This is a genomic window from Fusobacterium varium (assembly GCA_021531615.1).
Classification (GTDB): domain Bacteria; phylum Fusobacteriota; class Fusobacteriia; order Fusobacteriales; family Fusobacteriaceae; genus Fusobacterium_A; species Fusobacterium_A varium_C.
In genome coordinates, this window is record JADYUE010000014.1 from 24,491 (window position 1) to 43,889 (window position 19,399).

General features: G+C 29.8%; 21 protein-coding genes and 5 riboswitches. Of the genes, 11 read left to right on the forward strand and 10 right to left on the reverse strand.

The window, feature by feature from the left end:
* Positions 1–160: 160 nt before the first annotated feature.
* From I6E31_06460 to I6E31_06490, 7 genes are all read right to left on the reverse strand, one after another.
* Positions 161–784, reverse strand: a complete 624-nt coding sequence (locus I6E31_06460; protein MCF2639615.1) for an orotate phosphoribosyltransferase — start codon at positions 782–784, stop codon at positions 161–163.
* Positions 777–1,994 (reverse strand): amidohydrolase family protein, encoded by a 1,218-nt coding sequence (locus I6E31_06465; GenBank protein ID MCF2639616.1) that lies wholly within the window; start codon positions 1,992–1,994, stop codon positions 777–779. Before I6E31_06465 ends, I6E31_06460 begins: the two co-directional genes overlap by 8 nt.
* Positions 1,988–2,713 (reverse strand): orotidine-5'-phosphate decarboxylase, encoded by a 726-nt coding sequence (gene pyrF / locus I6E31_06470; protein ID MCF2639617.1) that lies wholly within the window; start codon positions 2,711–2,713, stop codon positions 1,988–1,990. The genes I6E31_06465 and pyrF overlap by 7 nt, the downstream gene beginning before the upstream one ends.
* 32 nt (positions 2,714–2,745) lie before the next feature.
* A complete protein-coding gene (locus I6E31_06475) occupies positions 2,746–3,663 on the reverse strand; it encodes a dihydroorotate dehydrogenase (protein MCF2639618.1) in 918 nt (305 codons plus the stop codon).
* 23 nt (positions 3,664–3,686) lie between these two features.
* Positions 3,687–4,490: a dihydroorotate dehydrogenase electron transfer subunit gene (locus I6E31_06480; protein MCF2639619.1), complete on the reverse strand. Its 804-nt coding sequence runs from the start codon at positions 4,488–4,490 to the stop codon at positions 3,687–3,689.
* Positions 4,491–4,518: 28 nt separating this feature from the next.
* A complete protein-coding gene (gene pyrB, locus I6E31_06485; GenBank protein ID MCF2639620.1) occupies positions 4,519–5,583 on the reverse strand; it encodes an aspartate carbamoyltransferase in 1,065 nt (354 codons plus the stop codon).
* Positions 5,584–5,827: 244 nt separating this feature from the next.
* Positions 5,828–6,802: a thiamine ABC transporter substrate-binding protein gene (locus I6E31_06490; GenBank protein ID MCF2639621.1), complete on the reverse strand. Its 975-nt coding sequence runs from the start codon at positions 6,800–6,802 to the stop codon at positions 5,828–5,830.
* A gap of 43 nt (positions 6,803–6,845) precedes the next feature.
* A riboswitch (TPP riboswitch) is annotated at positions 6,846–6,943 on the reverse strand.
* A gap of 125 nt (positions 6,944–7,068) precedes the next feature.
* Between I6E31_06490 and I6E31_06495 the strand changes: the two genes are divergently transcribed.
* Complete coding sequence (locus I6E31_06495; GenBank protein MCF2639622.1) at positions 7,069–7,572, forward strand: hypothetical protein; 504 nt, start codon at positions 7,069–7,071, stop codon at positions 7,570–7,572.
* Positions 7,573–7,584: 12 nt separating this feature from the next.
* Positions 7,585–8,172, forward strand: coding sequence for a DUF2284 domain-containing protein (locus I6E31_06500; protein ID MCF2639623.1), 588 nt, complete (start codon positions 7,585–7,587; stop codon positions 8,170–8,172).
* Positions 8,173–8,227: 55 nt separating this feature from the next.
* Here the strand turns inward: I6E31_06500 and I6E31_06505 are convergent, their stop codons facing one another.
* The 3 genes from I6E31_06505 to I6E31_06515 all read right to left on the reverse strand — a co-directional run bounded on the left by I6E31_06505 (position 8,228) and on the right by I6E31_06515 (position 10,623).
* Positions 8,228–9,016, reverse strand: a complete 789-nt coding sequence (locus I6E31_06505; protein MCF2639624.1) for a nitroreductase family protein — start codon at positions 9,014–9,016, stop codon at positions 8,228–8,230.
* Positions 9,000–9,518, reverse strand: coding sequence for a cob(I)yrinic acid a,c-diamide adenosyltransferase (locus I6E31_06510; GenBank protein ID MCF2639625.1), 519 nt, complete (start codon positions 9,516–9,518; stop codon positions 9,000–9,002). The genes I6E31_06505 and I6E31_06510 overlap by 17 nt, the downstream gene beginning before the upstream one ends.
* Before the next feature lie 166 nt (positions 9,519–9,684).
* Positions 9,685–10,623 carry a sirohydrochlorin cobaltochelatase gene (locus tag I6E31_06515; protein ID MCF2639626.1) on the reverse strand — a complete coding sequence of 313 codons (939 nt, stop codon included), beginning with the start codon at positions 10,621–10,623 and terminating at the stop codon, positions 9,685–9,687.
* Positions 10,624–10,731: 108 nt separating this feature from the next.
* Positions 10,732–10,904, reverse strand: a riboswitch (cobalamin riboswitch).
* Between the two features lie 119 nt (positions 10,905–11,023).
* Positions 11,024–11,198, forward strand: a riboswitch (cobalamin riboswitch).
* A 101-nt stretch (positions 11,199–11,299) separates the two neighbouring features.
* Between I6E31_06515 and I6E31_06520 the strand changes: the two genes are divergently transcribed.
* The 9 genes from I6E31_06520 (at position 11,300) to I6E31_06560 (ending at position 19,319) form a co-directional block, all read left to right on the forward strand.
* A complete protein-coding gene (locus tag I6E31_06520) occupies positions 11,300–12,202 on the forward strand; it encodes an ABC transporter substrate-binding protein (GenBank protein MCF2639627.1) in 903 nt (300 codons plus the stop codon).
* Entirely contained in the window at positions 12,189–13,190 is a 1,002-nt protein-coding gene (locus I6E31_06525) for an iron ABC transporter permease (GenBank protein ID MCF2639628.1), read from the forward strand. The genes I6E31_06520 and I6E31_06525 overlap by 14 nt, the downstream gene beginning before the upstream one ends.
* A gap of 1 nt (position 13,191) precedes the next feature.
* Complete coding sequence (locus I6E31_06530; protein MCF2639629.1) at positions 13,192–13,974, forward strand: ABC transporter ATP-binding protein; 783 nt, start codon at positions 13,192–13,194, stop codon at positions 13,972–13,974.
* A riboswitch (cobalamin riboswitch) is annotated at positions 13,960–14,132 on the forward strand. It overlaps the preceding gene by 15 nt.
* 91 nt (positions 14,133–14,223) lie before the next feature.
* Positions 14,224–14,844 (forward strand): MotA/TolQ/ExbB proton channel family protein, encoded by a 621-nt coding sequence (locus I6E31_06535; protein ID MCF2639630.1) that lies wholly within the window; start codon positions 14,224–14,226, stop codon positions 14,842–14,844.
* Between the two features lie 6 nt (positions 14,845–14,850).
* Positions 14,851–15,261, forward strand: coding sequence for a biopolymer transporter ExbD (locus I6E31_06540; protein MCF2639631.1), 411 nt, complete (start codon positions 14,851–14,853; stop codon positions 15,259–15,261).
* Positions 15,262–15,269: 8 nt separating this feature from the next.
* Positions 15,270–15,965: an energy transducer TonB gene (locus I6E31_06545; GenBank protein ID MCF2639632.1), complete on the forward strand. Its 696-nt coding sequence runs from the start codon at positions 15,270–15,272 to the stop codon at positions 15,963–15,965.
* Between the two features lie 76 nt (positions 15,966–16,041).
* Positions 16,042–16,353 carry a hypothetical protein gene (locus I6E31_06550; protein ID MCF2639633.1) on the forward strand — a complete coding sequence of 104 codons (312 nt, stop codon included), beginning with the start codon at positions 16,042–16,044 and terminating at the stop codon, positions 16,351–16,353.
* 158 nt (positions 16,354–16,511) lie between these two features.
* Positions 16,512–16,690: riboswitch (cobalamin riboswitch) on the forward strand.
* 98 nt (positions 16,691–16,788) lie between these two features.
* Positions 16,789–18,780 (forward strand): TonB-dependent receptor, encoded by a 1,992-nt coding sequence (locus tag I6E31_06555; GenBank protein ID MCF2639634.1) that lies wholly within the window; start codon positions 16,789–16,791, stop codon positions 18,778–18,780.
* 14 nt (positions 18,781–18,794) lie between these two features.
* Positions 18,795–19,319 carry a hypothetical protein gene (locus I6E31_06560; protein MCF2639635.1) on the forward strand — a complete coding sequence of 175 codons (525 nt, stop codon included), beginning with the start codon at positions 18,795–18,797 and terminating at the stop codon, positions 19,317–19,319.
* The last annotated feature ends 80 nt before the right edge of the window (positions 19,320–19,399 follow it).

Consider the following 19,399-nt stretch of genomic DNA (forward strand, 5'->3'; position numbering starts at 1 on the left):
TATAAAAACTCTATATCAAAAGTCTTGTTACCATTCAGGTATATAGTACCAGATAGCCCGTGGCTTCGTGATGTTGATACTATAATTTTTAACTACTCCCTTTTAATATATTGATATGATATATTAAAAAATAACTTTTGTCAATAAAATTTAAAAAATTTTATCTTCCCCAAGTATCTGTATTTTTATTCCAAGATGATGCTATTTCAGCTTCCTCTTCAGTAAGATATTTTTCTTCTCTTGCAAGTTCGATTAATGCAGTGAAGTTAGATAGAGATTCCCAAGGAATGTTATTTGCTGCAAAGTTTTTAAATGCTTTATCAAATTCATAAGAGAATATAGAAACTACTTCTACAGATGCAGCTCCTTCATTTCTAGCAGCTTCAACAGCTTTTATAGAGCTTCCTCCAGTTGAAATAAGATCTTCTATAACGATTACTCTTTTCCCAGCAAAGTCTGCTCCTTCAATTTGTCTTCCAGCTCCGTGATCTTTCTTTTCTCCTCTAATGTAACTCATAGGTTTGTTCATTTCAGCAGCTATAAATGCAGCCCAAGGGATTCCTGCTGTTGCAGTTCCTGCTACTACATCAAATTCTTTTTCAGAAAGTTTTTTAACAAAAGCATCTACAACAACTTTTCTTTCTGCTGGGTATCCTATCATTTTTCTATTGTCACAGTATATTGGACTTTTAATTCCTGATACAAATGTAAATGGTTCTTTTACGTTTAATCTAACTGCTCCTGTTCCTAATAGTGATTTTGCAATATCTTTCTCTCTACTCATAATATTTTACTTCCCTCCCGTGTATTCCATTAAAATTACCTTTATTATATACTATCTCTCCTCTTAGGATAGTTGTAAGCACTCTTCCACCTCTGTTACAATTTTCAAAAGGTGTCCAATTAGCTTTTGTTATAACCTTATCATCTTTTATTGGAGAGTTATCATTTATATCAACAATAACTAAGTCTCCATCATATCCAACTGCTATATCCCCTTTATTTTTTATTTTAAAGATTTTAGCTGGATTTTTACACATAACTTCTATCAATCTTTCAAAAGTTATTTTATTTTCCTTTACTCCATTTAACATCATTTCCAATGAGTTTTCTACACTTGGAACTCCATATGTTAATTTAGCAAGTTTCTCTTCTATTAAATGAGGAGCATGATCTGTTCCTATACTATCTAATGTTCCATCTGCTAATGCTTTCCATAGAGCTTCATTATCTGATTTCTCTTTTAATTCAGGCTTCATTCTTAAAAGCATTTTACTTCTCTCAGTGGCATTTACATCATCAACATTTAAGAATAGATGGTGTGGTGTTACCTCTCCAAAAACCTTTACTCCTTCAGCTTTTGCTTGTTTTAAAAGTTCAATCTCACTAGCTTTAGAAAGATGGCATAGATAAAGCTCTTTATCATATTTTTTACAAAATTCAATAGCTCTTTCTACCATTCCCTCTTCAGCATGAACAGAGATTATTTTTGATTCTCTAAAGATATTTTCAACAACTTTTTCATTTTCTATAAGCATATCTCCAGTTGACATATTTAAGAAAATTTTTGTTGAGGCTACTTTATCTAAAACTTTCTTTATCTCTTCACTATTATCTTTTTTGCTTCCACCAAAATGGAATCCATAATCCACATATGATCTTCCAACCATCATATCTTTCTTATCCATTAAAGCTTTCTCTGTAACTGTTACAGGAATAGTATTTGGCATATCTATAAAAGTAGTTACTCCACCTCTTGCACATGCCTTACTTCCACTTGTAAAGTCCTCTTTATGAGTAAGTCCAGGATCTCTCATATGTGTGTGAACATCTATTATTCCAGGAAGAACATAGTTAGATTGTGCATCAACTATCTCATGTCCATCCACTTGAATATTTTCATCTATTTTTGTAATAACTCCATCTTCTATAAGAATATCTCTTATAATCTCTTGATTATTCTCTACTACTAGTTTACAATTTTTAACTAGCATAATCCTGCCTCTTTCATTCCTTCTTCAATTTCTTGAGCTACTAATTTAGCTGCATTTGCAGGATCTTCATTTTTAGTTATAGGTCTTCCTACTACTAAGAAGTCACATCCATTCATTATAGCATCTTTTGGAGTCATTATTCTTTCTTGGTCATTTGTTGCTGACCATCTTGGTCTTACACCTGGACATACAGTTTTAAAGTTAGCTCCACAAGCTTCTTTTATTAATTTTGCTTCCCAAGGAGAACATACTACTCCATCAAGTCCAGCTTCTTTTCCTAATTTTGCCCAGTTTAAAGCTAAATCTGATAGTGATAATGTAGATTTAAATGTTTCTTCTACATCTGCTGCTGATAAACTTGTAAGTACAGTAACTCCGATTACTACGTTATTTGGATTTACTTTTTTAACTTCTTCAACCACTTTAGACATCATTTTTCTTCCACCACTAGCATGTACGTTAAACATAAATACATCTTGTTTAGCAGCAAAAACTGATGCCATTGCTGTTGTATTTGGAATATCGTGGAATTTTAAATCAAGGAATATTTTTTTACCTTTACTTCTTAAATATTCAATCATTTCCCCTTTTGAGTTAAGGAAAAGTTCTAGTCCAACTTTATAGAAAGTAGCTCCATCTCCAATTTTTTCTACTAACTCTTTTGCTGCTTCCATTGTAGGAAAATCTAAAGCGATTATCATTCTATCTTTTGCATTTATCATTACTCTTTCCTCCTAAATTTTCTATATTATTATCTATGTGCTATTCCTACTAGTTCACTAATATTTTCAATTCCATTTTCTTCACAATATTTTTGTAATCCTTCTGCTACTTCTACTGGCAACATTGGATTTGAAAAAATTCCTGTTCCTAGTGACACCATTGAAGCTCCTGCCATTATAAATTCAAGAGCATCTTCAACACTTGAGATTCCTCCCATTCCAATAATAGGAATATTTACTGCTTTATACACTTGATATACCATTCTTACTGCAACTGGTTTTACAGCTGGTCCAGAGAATCCTCCAAAAGTATTTCCTAAAAGAGGTTTTTTAGTTTTAAGATCTATTACCATTCCTAAAAGTGTGTTGATAAGTGATACTGCATCTGCTCCATTTTCTTCAACTATTTTTGCTATTCCAGCTATATCTGTTACATTTGGAGAAAGTTTTACTACTAAAGGTTTTGTAGTAACTTTTCTTACTTCTCTTGTAACTCTTGCAGCAACTTCTGGATTAGCTCCAAATGCCATTCCTCCATCTTTTACATTTGGACAAGAGATATTTAATTCAAGCACAGCTATCTCTTTTATCTTGTCAGCTCTTTTTGCTATCTCTACATATTCTTCAACTGTTTTTCCATTGATGTTAGCTATTATATTTGTTGTTATTCCAGCAGCTTTCATCTCTGGTAAAATATGGCTTTCAAAATATTCTATTCCTGGGTTTTCTAATCCTACACAGTTTAACATTCCTGCTGGAGTTTCAGCTATTCTTGTCCCATAGTTTCCATCTCTAGCTTCTAATGTTAATCCCTTTATTCCAATTCCTCCTAATATGTTAGGATCAAAGTAATCTCTATACTCAAGTCCAAATCCAAAGCACCCTGAAGATGTAACTATTGGATTTTTAAAATCTACTCCTAAAAATTTAGTTTGTAATCTATTCATCTTCTTCCTCCAAAATCCTCTAATTAATTACCACAACAAGTTTCTGTTTTTTCAACTGGATCTAAATCAACTATTGTTTCAGCTTTAAATACTGGTCCATCATGACATACTTTTTTCATTCCAACTTTAGTTTTAATTGAGCATCCTACACAAGCTTTTACTCCACATGCCATTCTTTCCTCTAGTGAAACTTCACACTCTGTATTGTATTTATCTGAAGTTTTTGCAACAGCTTCCATCATCTTATGAGGTCCACAAGTGAACACCATATCAAATTTTTTGTTTTGCATTAACTCTTCCATTTTAACTATAACATTTCCCTTTGTTCCAGCACTTCCATCATCAGTTGTTACATGTAATTCTACACCATCTAAATTGAAGTTTGAAAGAATCTCTACTGCTTCAGCATTTCTTCCTCCAGCTATAAAAGTAACTTTGTTATTTTTCTTTAGAACTTCTATTAATAGTTTCATTGGAGCCATTCCCATTCCTCCACCAACTACCATAAGTTCTTTCCCTTCCATATCAGTAGAGAATCCATGTCCTAAAGGTCCTTGAATATTTATTGTTTCCCCAGCTTTCATTTGAGCAAACTCTTTTGTTCCTCCACCTTTTACTTCATAGTAGAACTCTAACTCTTTTTTCTCTTTATCTGCATAGTGTAAGCTTATAGGTCTTCTTAATGTATATATTCTATTTTCACATTTTAACATGAAAAATTGTCCAGCTTTTGAAGCCTCTACAGCTTTTTCTGATTTCAATCTCATTAAATAATTTTGTCCTGCAATATGTTTATTTTCTAAAATTAAACAATCTTCTAAAAACATTTTTCCTCCTAGTGTTTTATATATAAAATTATTTTATCTCTTTTCCACAGTAATAGCAGAATTTTCCATATTCTTTAACTATTACTTTATTTCTTGTTATTTCAGAGTTTGTTACACATTTAGGGTTTGAACAAACTGATTTTTCATTTTCCACTACATTTTCTTCCTCTTTAGTAACAGCCTTTGATTCCTTTGCTCCTAAAGCTAAAGCATACATAGCTTGTCTTACTGGAACTCCATTAGCTGCTTGTTTAAAGTAAAGTGCATGTTTTGTATCATCTAAGTCAACATCTATCTCATCAACTCTTGGAAGTGGATGAAGTACTATCATATGATCTTGACATTTTCCTACTATTGTATCCTTTGAAATATTATAAACTCCTTTTACTTTTTCATAGTCATCAAGATTTTCAAATCTTTCCTTTTGAATTCTTGTCATATATAATACATCTATCTCTTTTAAAATTGGCTCATATTCTGAACAAAGATGATATTTCATTCCCTTTTCATCTAGTTCTTTTGTAATATATTCTGGAATTTGAATTAGATCTGGAGCTACAAAGTAAAACTCTCCATTGAACATTTCTAAAGCTTTAGTTAGTGAATGAACTGTTCTTCCATATTTCAAATCCCCAACAAAAGCGATTTTTACTCCTTCTATCTTTCCTATCTCTTGTCTTATTGTAAATAGATCTAATAGAGTTTGACTTGGATGCTCATTTGCTCCATCTCCAGCATTGATTACTGGATTTTTAGATATTTCAGCAGCGAATTTTGGTCCACCTTCAATATTATGTCTCATTACAATTACATCTGAATAAGCTTCTACCATTTTTACTGTATCTCTTAATGATTCACCTTTAGTTACAGAAGTTGCTCCTGGTGAATCAAATCCTAGTACTTTTCCACCTATTCTCATAGCTGCTGATGTAAATGAAAGTCTTGTTCTAGTTGATGGTTCAAAGAAAAGAGTTGCTGCTATTTTCTTGTCTATTAACTCTGGTTGAGGATTTTTAGAAAGCTCTTCTGCTAAATCTAATACTTCTAAAATCTCCTCTTTAGTCATATCTTTTATTCCTATAAAATCTTTCATAAAACTATCCTCCTAAAATTAAAATTTATAAAAAAAGGAATGAAACCATAAAAATTATGGCTTACATTCCTTTAAATTACAATTGAAAAAATTTTGAAAATTAGAAAAATAAAAGAAATAAGAGCTATAAGTAAGTATATCTAACTTTTGATTAAATATCTTCATTAATTCTTACCTCCTAACATCTTTCTATATCCTGATTATGTTATCATATTTTATAAAAAAATTCAAGATAAAAATTCAATTATTTTTTCAAAATATCCACAAGTTCTTTTTTATATTTATCTAGATTATTTACAAGATCTTCAACTTGCTCTTTAGATAGTTTTACAGTTTTATCAGTAGTAGGAACTACTTCAAATCCCTCTGGCATTTCTCCCTTTGTAACTGGGAACATATAGTTTTTAGCTGGTACTAAATCTTGGAACTCATCACTTAATACATATTCCATAAATAATTTCGCTCCATCTTTTATCTCTTTCTTATTAACAAGTGAAACCCCTTCTAAATACATAAAAGTTCCATCATCTAATAAGAAGCTATCAAATTTCTTTTGCTCCTCATCAGCAACAAAGAAAAGATTACTTGTAGCATAACCTATCATCATAGGAGCTTCCCCAGTTGTTAATTTAGCAAAAGCTTCACTCCATCCAGGCTCTACATTATATATAGATGGTTTTAAAGTTTTCCAAAACTCTTTCCAATTTTCTCCATAAAGAGCGATACTCCATAGTAATGCCTCTTCTCCAGTTGCTGAAGTCGATGGATTTTCAACTAAAAGTTTTTTATTTATCTTTCCTAAATCAGCTAAAGTTTTAGGTACATTTTCAATTTTTGTAGTATCATAGTTTATTGCTAACATTCCATAGTCAAATGGTGTTACATATCCCTCTTTATCCATTACAAGTTTTTCTGAATAGATATTTTTTATATTTTTAGGAATATAAGGAACTATTAAATTCTCTCTTTTAGCAATTTCTGTGTTTAAAGATGTAAATCCAACTACTATATCTGCCTTTGGATTTTTTCCTTCTAATTTCAATCTTGACACTAATCCATCAATTGAAACATATTTAATATCTACTCCTGTTTTTTCTTTAAATATTGGTGCAAAAGATTTTCCTATCCATTTATAAGAGCTTGGTCCATAAACTACAATCTCTTCACCAAAAATAACTGCTGAAATAACAAACATCAGTGATAATATAATTTTTTTCATTTACCTTCCTCCATTTGAAAGCAATAAAAAAAGCTGCCGAAAGACAACTCAAGAAGATTTTTCCTATGCTGGCATTATCCAATCAGGTCTGACGGTCGAAATAAATTTCCTCTCAGCTTTTCAGCTCCCGTAAAATATTTATCTAATTTTAATATACACTTATATTTATACTTTGTCAAATATCCTTTTTTATTTTTTAACTTTCTATTTTTTTCATTTTGAGTTATAATTTTACTATAATGATTAACTTAATTGGGAGGTTTACTATGAAAAAATTATTATGTATTATTTTTCTTGCTTTTTCAGTAAATGCTTTAGCTCTTGAGGGACATTTAAGACTTGGTGCAACTACATTAACAAACTCTTATAACCATGAAAGTGGAACTTTTGAAGATTATGCTCCTACTTTTGGTTTCGAATTAACTCAAGGATTTATAGTTGGAGATTTTGGTGCTGGTATAGCTTATAATGGTAAAGTTGGTGATTCTGAAATTTCAACTGTTCCTGTATACTTACTTGCTAGATTAAATCTTCTTCCTATATTTTTTGAACCATATATAGTTTTAAAAGGGGGATCTGTTTTAAGAACTGATGAAGATGTAAATGGTTCTTCCCCTGATGGAAAAGCATATATTGCTGGTGGTTTTGGTATTGAAACTGATCCATTCCAAGTGGAACTTCTATACTCACAAACTAAAGTTGATAGTGATAACAGAGGTTCAGACAAATTGAAACAACTTTCTTTAATCTTTGGTTATAAACTATTTTAAGGAGGACAAAAATTGTATCATACTGAAATATATATAAAACCATCAACAATAGAAGAGTTAAAAAAAAGTTTTTGGGACATAGAAAAATTTGAAGGTTTCTGCAAACAATGTAGAAATTATGGAAAAGTTTGGTCATGCCCACCATACGATTTTTCAATAGAAGAGTATATAGATAGATACAAATATATCTATATCGTTGGAGTAAAAATAGTTTTTGATGAGGATACACTTTCTTCTATTAATACTAAAGAAAAAATTTCAAATTATACTAATGATACTTTACATTTTATGAAAAATAAGATAATGAATGAGATATTAAATTTAGAAAAACTATATCCTAATTCAACCTCTCTTTCTGCTGGTGGTTGTAAGCTTTGTGAAGTTTGTTCTAAAGAAAGTAATTTAAAATGTTTACATCCTGATTTGATGAGATACTCTTTAGAATCACTTGGATTTGATGTAGGTGGTATCTCTAGTAAATTGCTTAATTTTGAACTAAAATGGGCAACCGAAACAAGATTACCTGATTATTTTTCTCTTATAGCAGGAATTATGACAAATGAAGAGATATCAGATTTAAAAGAGAATATTAACCTGTAAAATAAAAGTGCTGTGGAAACCCCACAGCCTTTTTGTTTTATTAAAAATATAATTTTTATTTACTCCAAGAGTTAATCATCTCTTTTACAGAACGATTCATCTCTTTCATAAAATCTGAAATAATCTTTCTTTTATACATATGTAATCCTTCATTGTGGCAACCAGGAAGGAAAACTGTTTTATCTTTTTCAGCTATCTCTATATCCATATTTTCAAACTCTTCATCTGTAACTTTTCTATATGAATTTTTATGAACAATCATATCTTTAGTAAAATATCTTCTTACCATTCTTCTATTTTTTTGTTGTTCAGTTGGATAACCTATACATAACATTGTTATTGGAATTGCATATTTAGGTAGATTAAACATCTCTCTATGAATTTCAAAATTTTCCATTATATCTCCAATATAACAACTTCCTAATCCCAATTCTTCAGCTGCTAAAACTCCTGTTTGAGCTGCTATAAGAGCATCATTTATAGCCAACATCATATCCCCTTCACCTGGAATATACTCTTCTAAATTGTGTTCTCTATTAAATTCCTCTGCTCCTGAAAATTTAACATAATCCATCCAACGTTGAAAATCTGCCAAGAAAAGTAGTACAAGAGGAGCTTTTCCTATCATAGCTTGATTATCACAAGTTTTTACTAATTTATCCTTTAACTTTTGATCTTCAACTTCAATTATTGAATACATCATCATATTTCCTGCTGTTGGAGCTTGAAATATTGCTGAATATAATTTCTCTTTTATCTCTTCAGGCACTTCCCTATCTTCATAAACACGTACAGATTTTCTATTCATTATATATTTTAAAATCTCTCTATCTTTCGATTCCATCTCTAGACATAACCCCCTTACTATAATAATGTTTTATTTCCTTCATTTCTGTTACTAAGTCAGCTTTATCTATTACACTTTGTGGAGCATATCTTCCTGTTAAAACTAATTCTACATCTTCAGGCTTATTTTCCATCAGATCTAAAATTTCTTCTTCACTTACCAAGCCAAAAAAGTTAGCTACACATATTTCATCTAAAATTACAACTTGATATTTTTTACTTTTAAAAATCTCTTTTACTCTTTCTACTCCTGCCTTTGCATGGTCTATATCACATTGTTGTACATGCTCTCTAGAGATAAGACAAGTGTCTGTTCCATACATCTCTACATCTATATTATCTAATTTCTGAAAAGTTTTAAGTTCATGATACTCTTGTCCCTTCATAAATTGTCCAATATAGACACTAAATCCATTTCCTAGAGCTCTAACTGCAAGTCCTAAAGCTGCTGTTGTTTTCCCCTTTCCATTTCCTGTATAAACTTGAATATATCCTCTCATCATTATCACACTCCCTTATAATTTAGTATACTATAATGTTTGACAAAATAAAAGAGAGAACTCATGGGTCTGGTATGAGTTCTCTCTCCTTTATTTTAATACACAGAGATTTTTGAAAATTTAAATATTTTTAGATTTTTTAGAGAATTTTTTATTAAACTATAAACTAATCTTTTTCGTTAGAATATTGAACTTTTTTAGCTTGCATATCTTCAGGTTTGTGATGAGATGCAAATTCTGCATGCTTTATATAAAGATTTTGGATTGCTGGATTTTGTCCTAATCCTTCTAATATAACTTTAGATACTGTAAATCCTTCTTTTTGAAGGTCTTTGTTCCAATCTTCAGCTATGTCATTATTTGCATGGTCTCCAGCAACAAACATAAATGGAACTAGAATTACATCTTTTACTCCATTAGCTTTTAATTTTTTAACTACATTGTCAAATGCTGGATATCCTTCTACTGTACCTACTGCATAAGTATTTAATCCTGCATCAGTAAGAACATAATCCATCATAGCATAAGCTGATCCACCAAAGTGGTGAGTTCCATGTCCTACAAGAACAACTCCTTGTCCTTCTTTTAATGGTCCAATTCTATCTGATAAAGCTTTTGCCACAGCTTCATAATCTTCATGATCTGTTAATAAAGGATTTCCTATTCTGATATCTTTGAAATCTTTTTCATAATTTTTTAATTCTTCAGCAAGGTTTGTAGACTCTACTCCATTCATAATGTGAGTTCCTTGAACTAGAAGATGAGTATATCCATCTGCTTTTAATTGATTGATAACTTCTGATGGATTTAATTTTTCAATTCCTCTTTCTTTTAATCTTCTCATTACAATTCTTGAAGTAAATGCTTCTTTTACATCTACACCTTTAAATTCTTTTTTAGCTTTGTTGTTAATAGCATCAATGCTTAATGCTCTAGCATCATCATAAGTAGTACCAAAGTGTACCATTAATACTGCTGCTTTGTCCCCTTTTTGCATTCCTTTAAAGAAATCGTTGTCCACATATCCTCCATCTGAGTGAGCCATAGCCACAGTTCCTGCTGCTACTAATAGAGCTCCTACTAAAAGTTTTCTCATTTTTCCCATAATTTTCTCCTCCTTCTTTCAGGGAAATAAAAAAATCCCCTTTGGTGCAGGAGATATAACTTTTAATTACGACATTAAAGTTAATATCTCTTGTCCTCGCAATGATATTACATAATACTTGTTCAAGGCAGGTCTCCTGACTTAGCTTCATTCTTAAAATACCCTTCCCAAAAGCTCAGTGGTTTGTATTTCTCGTCTGCATCACAGTGGCGGGACCGTGTAGGCTTTTACCTCTCTTCCCTTTTAATCTAAAGATTAGAACCTTAAATTCAATTATTCTGTTCAATATGAATATACTATGTTTTTTTTTAATTGTCAAGAGTTATAATAATTTTATTTTTTAACTATAATTTTATTGACAAAGGCAAAATTAAGTAATAGAATTATCGTAACAAAGTGTACCATATAAAATATTTTGAGTTTGACAAATATTAAAAGGGAATTGAGTGAAAATCTCAAACGGTCCGGCCGCTGTAAATCAGCAAATTATTTTCAATGCCATTGGTTTATCTGAGAAGGTGAAAATAGTGCTAGAGCTGTAAGTCAGAAGACCTGCTCAAAATATACTGCTCTATGGACTTCCGAAGAAAGTCATGGTGTTATAGATAAGTTTATCTAACCAGCATCTTTCTGTTATAAGTGCTGGTTTTTTTATTAAAACAAGGAGTTAACAATGATAAAAAAAATAAAAGTTATTTTATTGGTAATATTAAGTCTAATCTTGACTCAAAGTTTAATGGCAAAAGAAAATTTTACAATTGAGCAAAATGATGAAAAATTAGAACTTTCATATTTTCCTAAAAAAATTGTAACTGATTCTGCTATTATCTCAAGATTTTTAGCTGCTCTAGATATTGAATTGGTAGGAGTTCCTAGTTCTACTACTAAAATTCCAGAAAAATATAATGGAGTTCAAAGAATTGGAAGATCTGGAATGCCTGATTTAGAAATAGTAAAATCTTTAAAAACGGATTTAGTAGTTTCTACCCTATATTCTAAACCAGCTTTAAAACCAAAGTATGATAATCTAAATATCCCTAGTTTCTATCTAAAAGTAGATACTTATGATGAATCTATGGAAGCTATTGATATTCTTGGAAAGGCTTTTCATAAAGAGGAAAAGGCAGATGCTATTTTAAAGGATATTAAAAATAGAGAAAATATTTTAAATGAAAAATTAAAAGGTAAAGAACCTAAAAAAATTGCTATTATCTATGGAAATGGTGAAAGTTTCTTTATGACTGGAAAAAACCATTTTTTACAGGGGTTAATGGATAAAATTAACTGTGAAAATATTGTTACTTCTATTGATAATAGTGCATTACTAAAAAAATCTGTTCCTTTTAGTATGGAACAACTTATAAAAGCTAATCCAGATGTAATTTTAAGATTGCCTACAAGTCAAACTAAGAATGGAGAAAGCTTTGAAGAAATTTTTAATGCCAATCCAATATGGAAACTTACAAAAGCATATAAAAATAAAAAAATACTTGATATAGACCCTACTCTTTTTAGAATGAGTGCTGGTGTCAATTCCATAGATGCATTGGAGGAACTATATAGATATGTTTATGAATAATGATAAACAGAGAAAAAAAATATTTCTGATATTATTTACATTTATTTTATTATGGTTTTCTGTAATTTTCTCTGTAAGATTTGGTAGTGTAAATTACTCTACTAGTGAGATTTTTAAAGGAATCTTTGTTAAAAATTATGATGATGAAATATTGAAAGCCATTCTTTGGGATATAAGAATACCTCGGATTTTAATAGCTGTTATGGTAGGTTGCAACCTATCTCTAGCAGGTGTCTTACTTCAGGCAGTAATGAAAAATCCACTTGCTGATCCGGGGCTAACAGGGGTTTCTTCTGGAGCAAGTGTAACTGCTCTAATTGTTATGATACTCTTTCCTAAAACTATATTCTTTATGAATTTTTCAGCTTTCATAGGTGGAGCAATAGCTTGTGCTATTGTGTTTACTCTAGCTTGGAAAAAAGGGTTAAAACCTATTAGAGTTATTCTTTCTGGAGTAGCTATCAACGCTATCTTAGGAAGTATTACTGGACTTATGTTTATTCTATTTAGTGATGAAATTCAAGGGGTTTTATCTTGGTTAAATGGAAGTTTAAATGGTAAAAACTGGAGACATGTTATTGGACTTTTCCCTTATACAATTTTTGGATTAATAGCTTGTCTAACTTTAATTAGAGATGCCAATATTCTTCAATTAGGAGATAACTTTGCTATTAACTTAGGTATTGATATTCCTAAAAAAAGATTAAAACTTTGTGCTTTTGCTTGTTTTCTTACAGGAATATCTGTTGCGAATGTAGGTTTAATAGGCTTTGTTGGATTGATTGTTCCACATATTGCCAGATTAATAATTGGATCTGATCACACATACTTAATACCTTTTGCTGCTACTATGGGAGCTATTGTTTTAGTTATAGCTGATACTCTTTCAAGAACTCTGTTCTCACCAATAGAGATTCCAGCAGGTATAGTTATGGCTGTAATTGGTGTTCCATTCTTCCTATACCTACTTAGAAAGGTAGGTGACTAATATGGAGATTTTAAAAGGGCAAAATATCCAATTAGCTTATGATGAAAAAATAGTAATTGATGAGATTGATTTTTCCATAAACAAAGGGGAAGTAGTTTCGATTATAGGTACTAATGGTTGTGGAAAATCCACACTTCTTAAAGCTATTGCAAGGGTTTTAAACTGTAAAAAAGGTGAAATTTACCTTGAAAATAGTAAAATTCAAGATATAAAGAACAAGGATTTTGCTAAAAAATTAGCTTTTGTTTCTCAAAACAATGAGATTCCAGAGGATATAACAGTTTATGATTTTATTATGTATGGACGTATCCCTCATAAAAAATGGTATGAGATCTATAATGAAGAGGATAGAAACATTGTAGAGTGGGCTATTAAAATTTGTCATCTTGAAAAATTTAGAGAGAGAAAGGTTATGAGCCTTTCTGGTGGAGAGAGACAAAAAGTATGGATATCTATGGTGTTAGCCCAAAAAACAGAGATACTACTTTTAGATGAGCCTACTACATATTTAGATATATGTCACCAATTTGAGATTATGGAATTAGTAAAAATGTTAAATAGAGAATTAGGAATCACTATTATTATGGTGTTGCACGATATCAATCAAGCTGCTCAATATAGTGATAAGATAATTGTTTTGAAAAATGGAAAGAAATTCAAAGAGGGAAAACCTATGGAAATGTTAAATCCACAACTTATCAAAGATGTTTATAGAGTGGATTCAGTTATGGAGATTGAAAACAATATTCCATACTTTAAATTAAAAGGAATTATAAATAATTAATCAGATGCTTATGCATAAAAAGGAAGCAGGTGAAAATCCTGCACAGCCCCCGCTACTGTAAGGTGGACGAAACCTAAATACCACTGGATTTTTTTCTGGGAAGGTTGGAAGTAGAGTGAAACCAAGTCAGGAGACTTATCTGATAATAATATAAAACTATCTTTTGAACTTACTGATAAAGATAACTAGGGGGCTTTTTTAGTTATTTTTATCAGTTTTTATTTTGAAATTTAATACTTAGGAGGAAAAATGTTTAATTATTTTATTGAAGGTGGAAGTATGATGTGGCTACTAGCTATTTTATCAATAGCTGGTTTGGGGACTATTTTAGAAAGAACAGCTTATTTTTTAAGAAATGAACAAGGAATTACAAAGGAGTTTAAAAGTGAAATTGTAGATCTTGTTAGAGAGGGAAAAGAAGACAAAGCTATTGAGCTTTGCAATAAAACAAATAATTCTGTTTCAAGAACTGTAAAAAGTATATTATTAGCATATAAAAACGAAAATGATCTATATGAAAGTAAAGAGAAACTTATGAAAGAAAAAGCTCTAGAGCAAATTGAAAATCTGGAGAGAAGATTATCTATACTTGGAATTGTTTCGTATATCTCACCTATGGCAGGTTTATTAGGAACAGTTCTTGGAATGATAAAATCATTTAAAGCTATTGCTCTTCAAGGAGCTGGAGATCCTAATGTTGTAGCTAACGGAATCTCTGAGGCTCTTATAACTACAGCAGCTGGGCTACTTATTGCAATCCCTGCAATTATTGCTTATAACACATTTAATAGAAAAGTTGATAAAATTATGCTTGAAATAGAAAAAACTTCAACTGCTTTAATTAATATTAAAGATTCAGGAAAGAGGTAAGATTTTATGAGAGAGTTTAGAAGAGGAAAAAATATTATCAATCCTGATATGACTCCTTTAATTGACGTAGTCTTTCAGCTTTTGATATTTTTTATGTTAGTAACAACATTTAGTCAATATACAAAATTTGATATGAATCTTCCAAAATCATCTGTAGAGCAGATTGATAGTTTAGAAGAGGGAGTGGAATTAGTTATTGATAGAGAGGGAAAATTCTTCTTTAAAAATGGAGATAACTCTATTGAAATTCCAGATGACAGATTTGAAATTATGTTAAAAGATCTTATGAATGGACGTCAAGAGCAGACACTTATTGTTAGTGCTGATAAAGACTTAAAATATCAAATTGTCATTGAAACTATGGGTAAATTAAAAAATATAGGTATTGAAAAAATTGAAATAAATAGCATAAAGTAGGTGAGATAATGAAATTTTATATTTTTTCTTTTCTCTGCCACTTGTTATTGCTGTTTATCTTCTATAAAGCTCCTATAAAAGAGATAAAAATGGACAGTAAAAATGTAGTTGTGTATCTAACTGATAAGAAAAATGATATACCAGCTCCTGCCCCTGCTCCAATTCAATCTTTTAATAGAGAGCCTGTACAAGAGATAAAAAAAGTTGAAGAAAAGAAAATTGAAAAAAAAGAGATTAAAAAACCAGAAAAAAAGATAGTTAAAAAGAAAATTAAAAAAGCTGTGCCTAAGCCTATTGAAAAACCTAGAGAGGTAGAAGAAGTTGAAAAGGAAACTTCAGCTAATACTAATACTGCCACTTATAATCCTCTAGCTGGTTTAGTTAAAGATGGAACTGGTACATATATTGGAGATCAAAGAGGTGGACAGGGAATAGGTTATCAGATAAAAAGAGAGGTTGAACCTCAATATCCTATCATGGCAAAAAAGGCTAACTTTACCAAAGAGGTAGTTATTAAAACTAAATTTTTAGTGGGACTTAATGGAAAGGTTGAGGAAGTTATCTTCTTAGACAACTTCACATCATATGGATTTAGGAAAGAGGTTGAAAAAGCTCTTAAACAGTGGGAGTTTGCTCCTATTATATACCAAGGGCACAATATAAAAATGTATTTTTATAAAGATTTTAGATTTAACGTTAAATAATTAAATATTAAATAATTAATAGTTAGTTAAAAACAGTCTTACTGTTTTATATAAAAAATAATGAGGAGTGATACAGATGAAAGTAAATTATGAACCTACACACTCAGTTATACCTACACTACTAATTAATAAAGTTAAAGAAATTGCTAGTAGTTACAATATCCCTTGTAAAGTGGAAGAGGTAGAAATTTTTACTGTGATGGATACAGTAAACCTTTATTTTTTTAAAGATAAAAATGCTGTTTTCAAACTATCCATTGATTGTATCAACAGTGGAGAAGAATATTTAAAAAAATATATTGATGGTATTAATACAGCTTTTGAAAAAACTATAGCAGATTTTGGAGCTATTTCAAAGGTGGATATAGTAAAAGGAACTAACTCTTAATTAAAATTTCTTAGATATAAAAGAACTTCTATTAATATGGGAGTTCTTTTATTTTTAAGTTGAAATAAAAACATTTAATTTGAATTAAAGATATATTATTTTATATAATTACATTTTCTTTCTTTGACTTTCTGTTGTAAAAGTGATAGAATACAACGTAGAAAATAATATATTTAGGTGCTTATAAGAGCTTAATAGAGGAAGAGGAGTGAAAATCTCCCACAGTTAAAACTGCTGTAAGGTGGACGAAATCACAAGAATGTCACTGGGAAACTGGGAAGGCGTGAGAGTAGAGTGAAACCAAGTCAGAAGACTTACCAAATCGTAAAATATAAGATATTTCATATATTTTTTTATTTTGTTTGATTAACAGTAAGTAGAAACTCTATTTGCTGTTTTTTTATTGCTCCTAAATATAAAAAATTTGGAGGGAAAATGTATAAAAAAATTGGAATTTTAGCTTTAATTATTAGTTCAAGTTTATTTGCAGAAGAAACAACAAAAGAAAAAGATTATGGAGTAAGACTTAATGAATCAACTATCACATCAGATAGATATGAAACTCCAGTAATTGAAACTGCTAAAAATATTACTGTTATTTCAAGTGAAGAAATTGAAAAAAGAGGTTATCAAAATGTTGAAGAAGCACTTGTTAGTGTACCTGGTATTATGTTTGATTCTTTTAATGGTTCAATTTCTATGAGAGGACAAATGCCTTTAGCTGGAAAAAATAATATAATGGTTTTAGTCAATGGAATTCCTCAAAATGGTTTGGATAATAGAGACTATGATCTAGATTTTATTCCTATAGAACAAATAGAAAAAATTGAAGTTTTACCTGCTGGTGGGGCTATTATGTATGGAGGAAATGCCACTGCTGGAGTTGTTAATATTATAACTAAAGAAGCTCAAAATAAAAAATATTGGGGAAATGCTGGATTAACTATAGGTTCTTTCAACGAAAGAAAATATAAATTAAATTATGGAACTAATATTAATGACAAACTATCTCTTGAAGGACAATATATTAATACTGATAAAGATGGATATAGAAAGGGTGAATTTAGAGATTCAGAATATGCTGAAATTACTACAAACTACAAATTAAATGAAGGAAATATAGGATTAAAATATATTCGTAACGAAAGAAAAAGTAACTGGGGTGGAAGTCTAAATAAAAAACAAATGGAAGCTGATAGAAAATACAATAGTAATCCTAAAAATTACAATAAAAATATTGAAGATAAATATATTTTAACTTTTAATAAAAATCTTACTGAAAATTTTTCTATGTTATTTAATACTGAATATAAAGAAAGAGAGTATAGACCTATAAAAAACACTGCAAAATCTGGTTTTCAAGATAGAGTAAGTGCTCCAAAAGATACAAAACAATGGTATACAAATACTCAATTTAAATATGTATATTATCCTGATAGCTATATTACTTTAGGAGGAGATTATTCTGTTGCTGAGGTAAAAGAAAAATCATTTGATTCTAATACACAATATACAAAATTAAAAAGTTTTTCTAAAGCAGATTATAGTCTATATGCTGGATATATTATGAATAAATTTACATATAATGATTTTATATTTACTCAAGGATTTAGATTAGAAAAAAGTGAATTTGATGAAGATAATACAACTGTATCTACATCAAAAACAGTTAATACAAAAAATTCTAGCAATGATAAAAGTTATGACTTTGCTATTAACTATTTATTAAATGATACTACTTCTATGTATGTAAGTTTTAATAGAACTTCAAGAGCTCCAAGTATAGGGGAGTATTCAAGATGGAATGAAACTGTCAGTGGAGATCCTCAATCACAAACTACTACAACTTATGAAGCTGGACTAAAATCAATCTTTGACAATATTTATTTATCAGGAGCTGTTTATTTTGTTAAAGGAAAAAGTGAAATTGTATATGACCCTGATAGAGATAAAAATGATGGTTCATACTATAATATTGAAGGTGAAACAAAAAGAAAAGGAATTGAATTAGCTTCAGAACAATATTTTGATAAATTAACTTTAAGAGAAAGTTTAACATATATAGATCATGAAATTACTTCTGGAAAATATAAAGGAAGTGAAATTCCTGGTGTAAGTAATTTTATAGGAAATATTGGTTTCACTTATACTCCTGTTGAAAGTCTAGATTTAAATCTTGATACTAGATTTGTTGGAAAAGCTGTTCCTTCAAGAGACTTCTATAATAAAGCTGAAAAAACTCCTAGCTATGCAAAAACAGATGTATCTGTAAGATATAATTTTGAAAATGGCTTAACTCTTTCTGGTGGAATAAAAAATATATTTGATAAAAAATATTGTGATTATATTTATTTAAGTGGTTCAAATTTAGCTTATTTCCCATCACCTGAGAGAACTTATTATGTAAGTGCAGAATATAAATTCTAATAATAGGAGCTATTATGAATAAACTAAATAAATTTATTATATTATCAAGTTTATTATTACTTTTTGCCTCAAACTCATATAGTTATAGAGTAAAAGAAAGTCCTACATCTAGATTTAAAATAGAGGATTTTAAAGAGGAAATTAAAAAAACTAACTTCAACTTTGACTCTTTTGGAAAAGTTAAAGAGTATGGTATTTTAGGATATTATAACTTCTATCCACTTATAAAAGATAATAAGATATGTGCCTATGCTTGTTTAACTCATTTAAAAGTTTATGATAGACACGAACCTTTTATTGTTATCATTTCACTAGATGGAAAGATTATTGATTACTCCATTCCAGAGGCTAGAAATAAACATAAAGTATTAAATAGTAATGATGTAAAAATTAAACTAATTGGAAAAGATAAAACCAATGCACATTTAGATGCTATTGCTGGTTCAACATATCATGTTCCTGCTATTAATGCTGAACTAACAAATATTTTAAATATATTTGATTATAGAAAAGATATTATTAGAAAAGATGAAATATAATACAAAAACAAGGGTAACTACTCAGCTATGTAGTTTACAAAAAATTAAAAATCAGCTAAAAATTAGGAGAATTTGCTTAG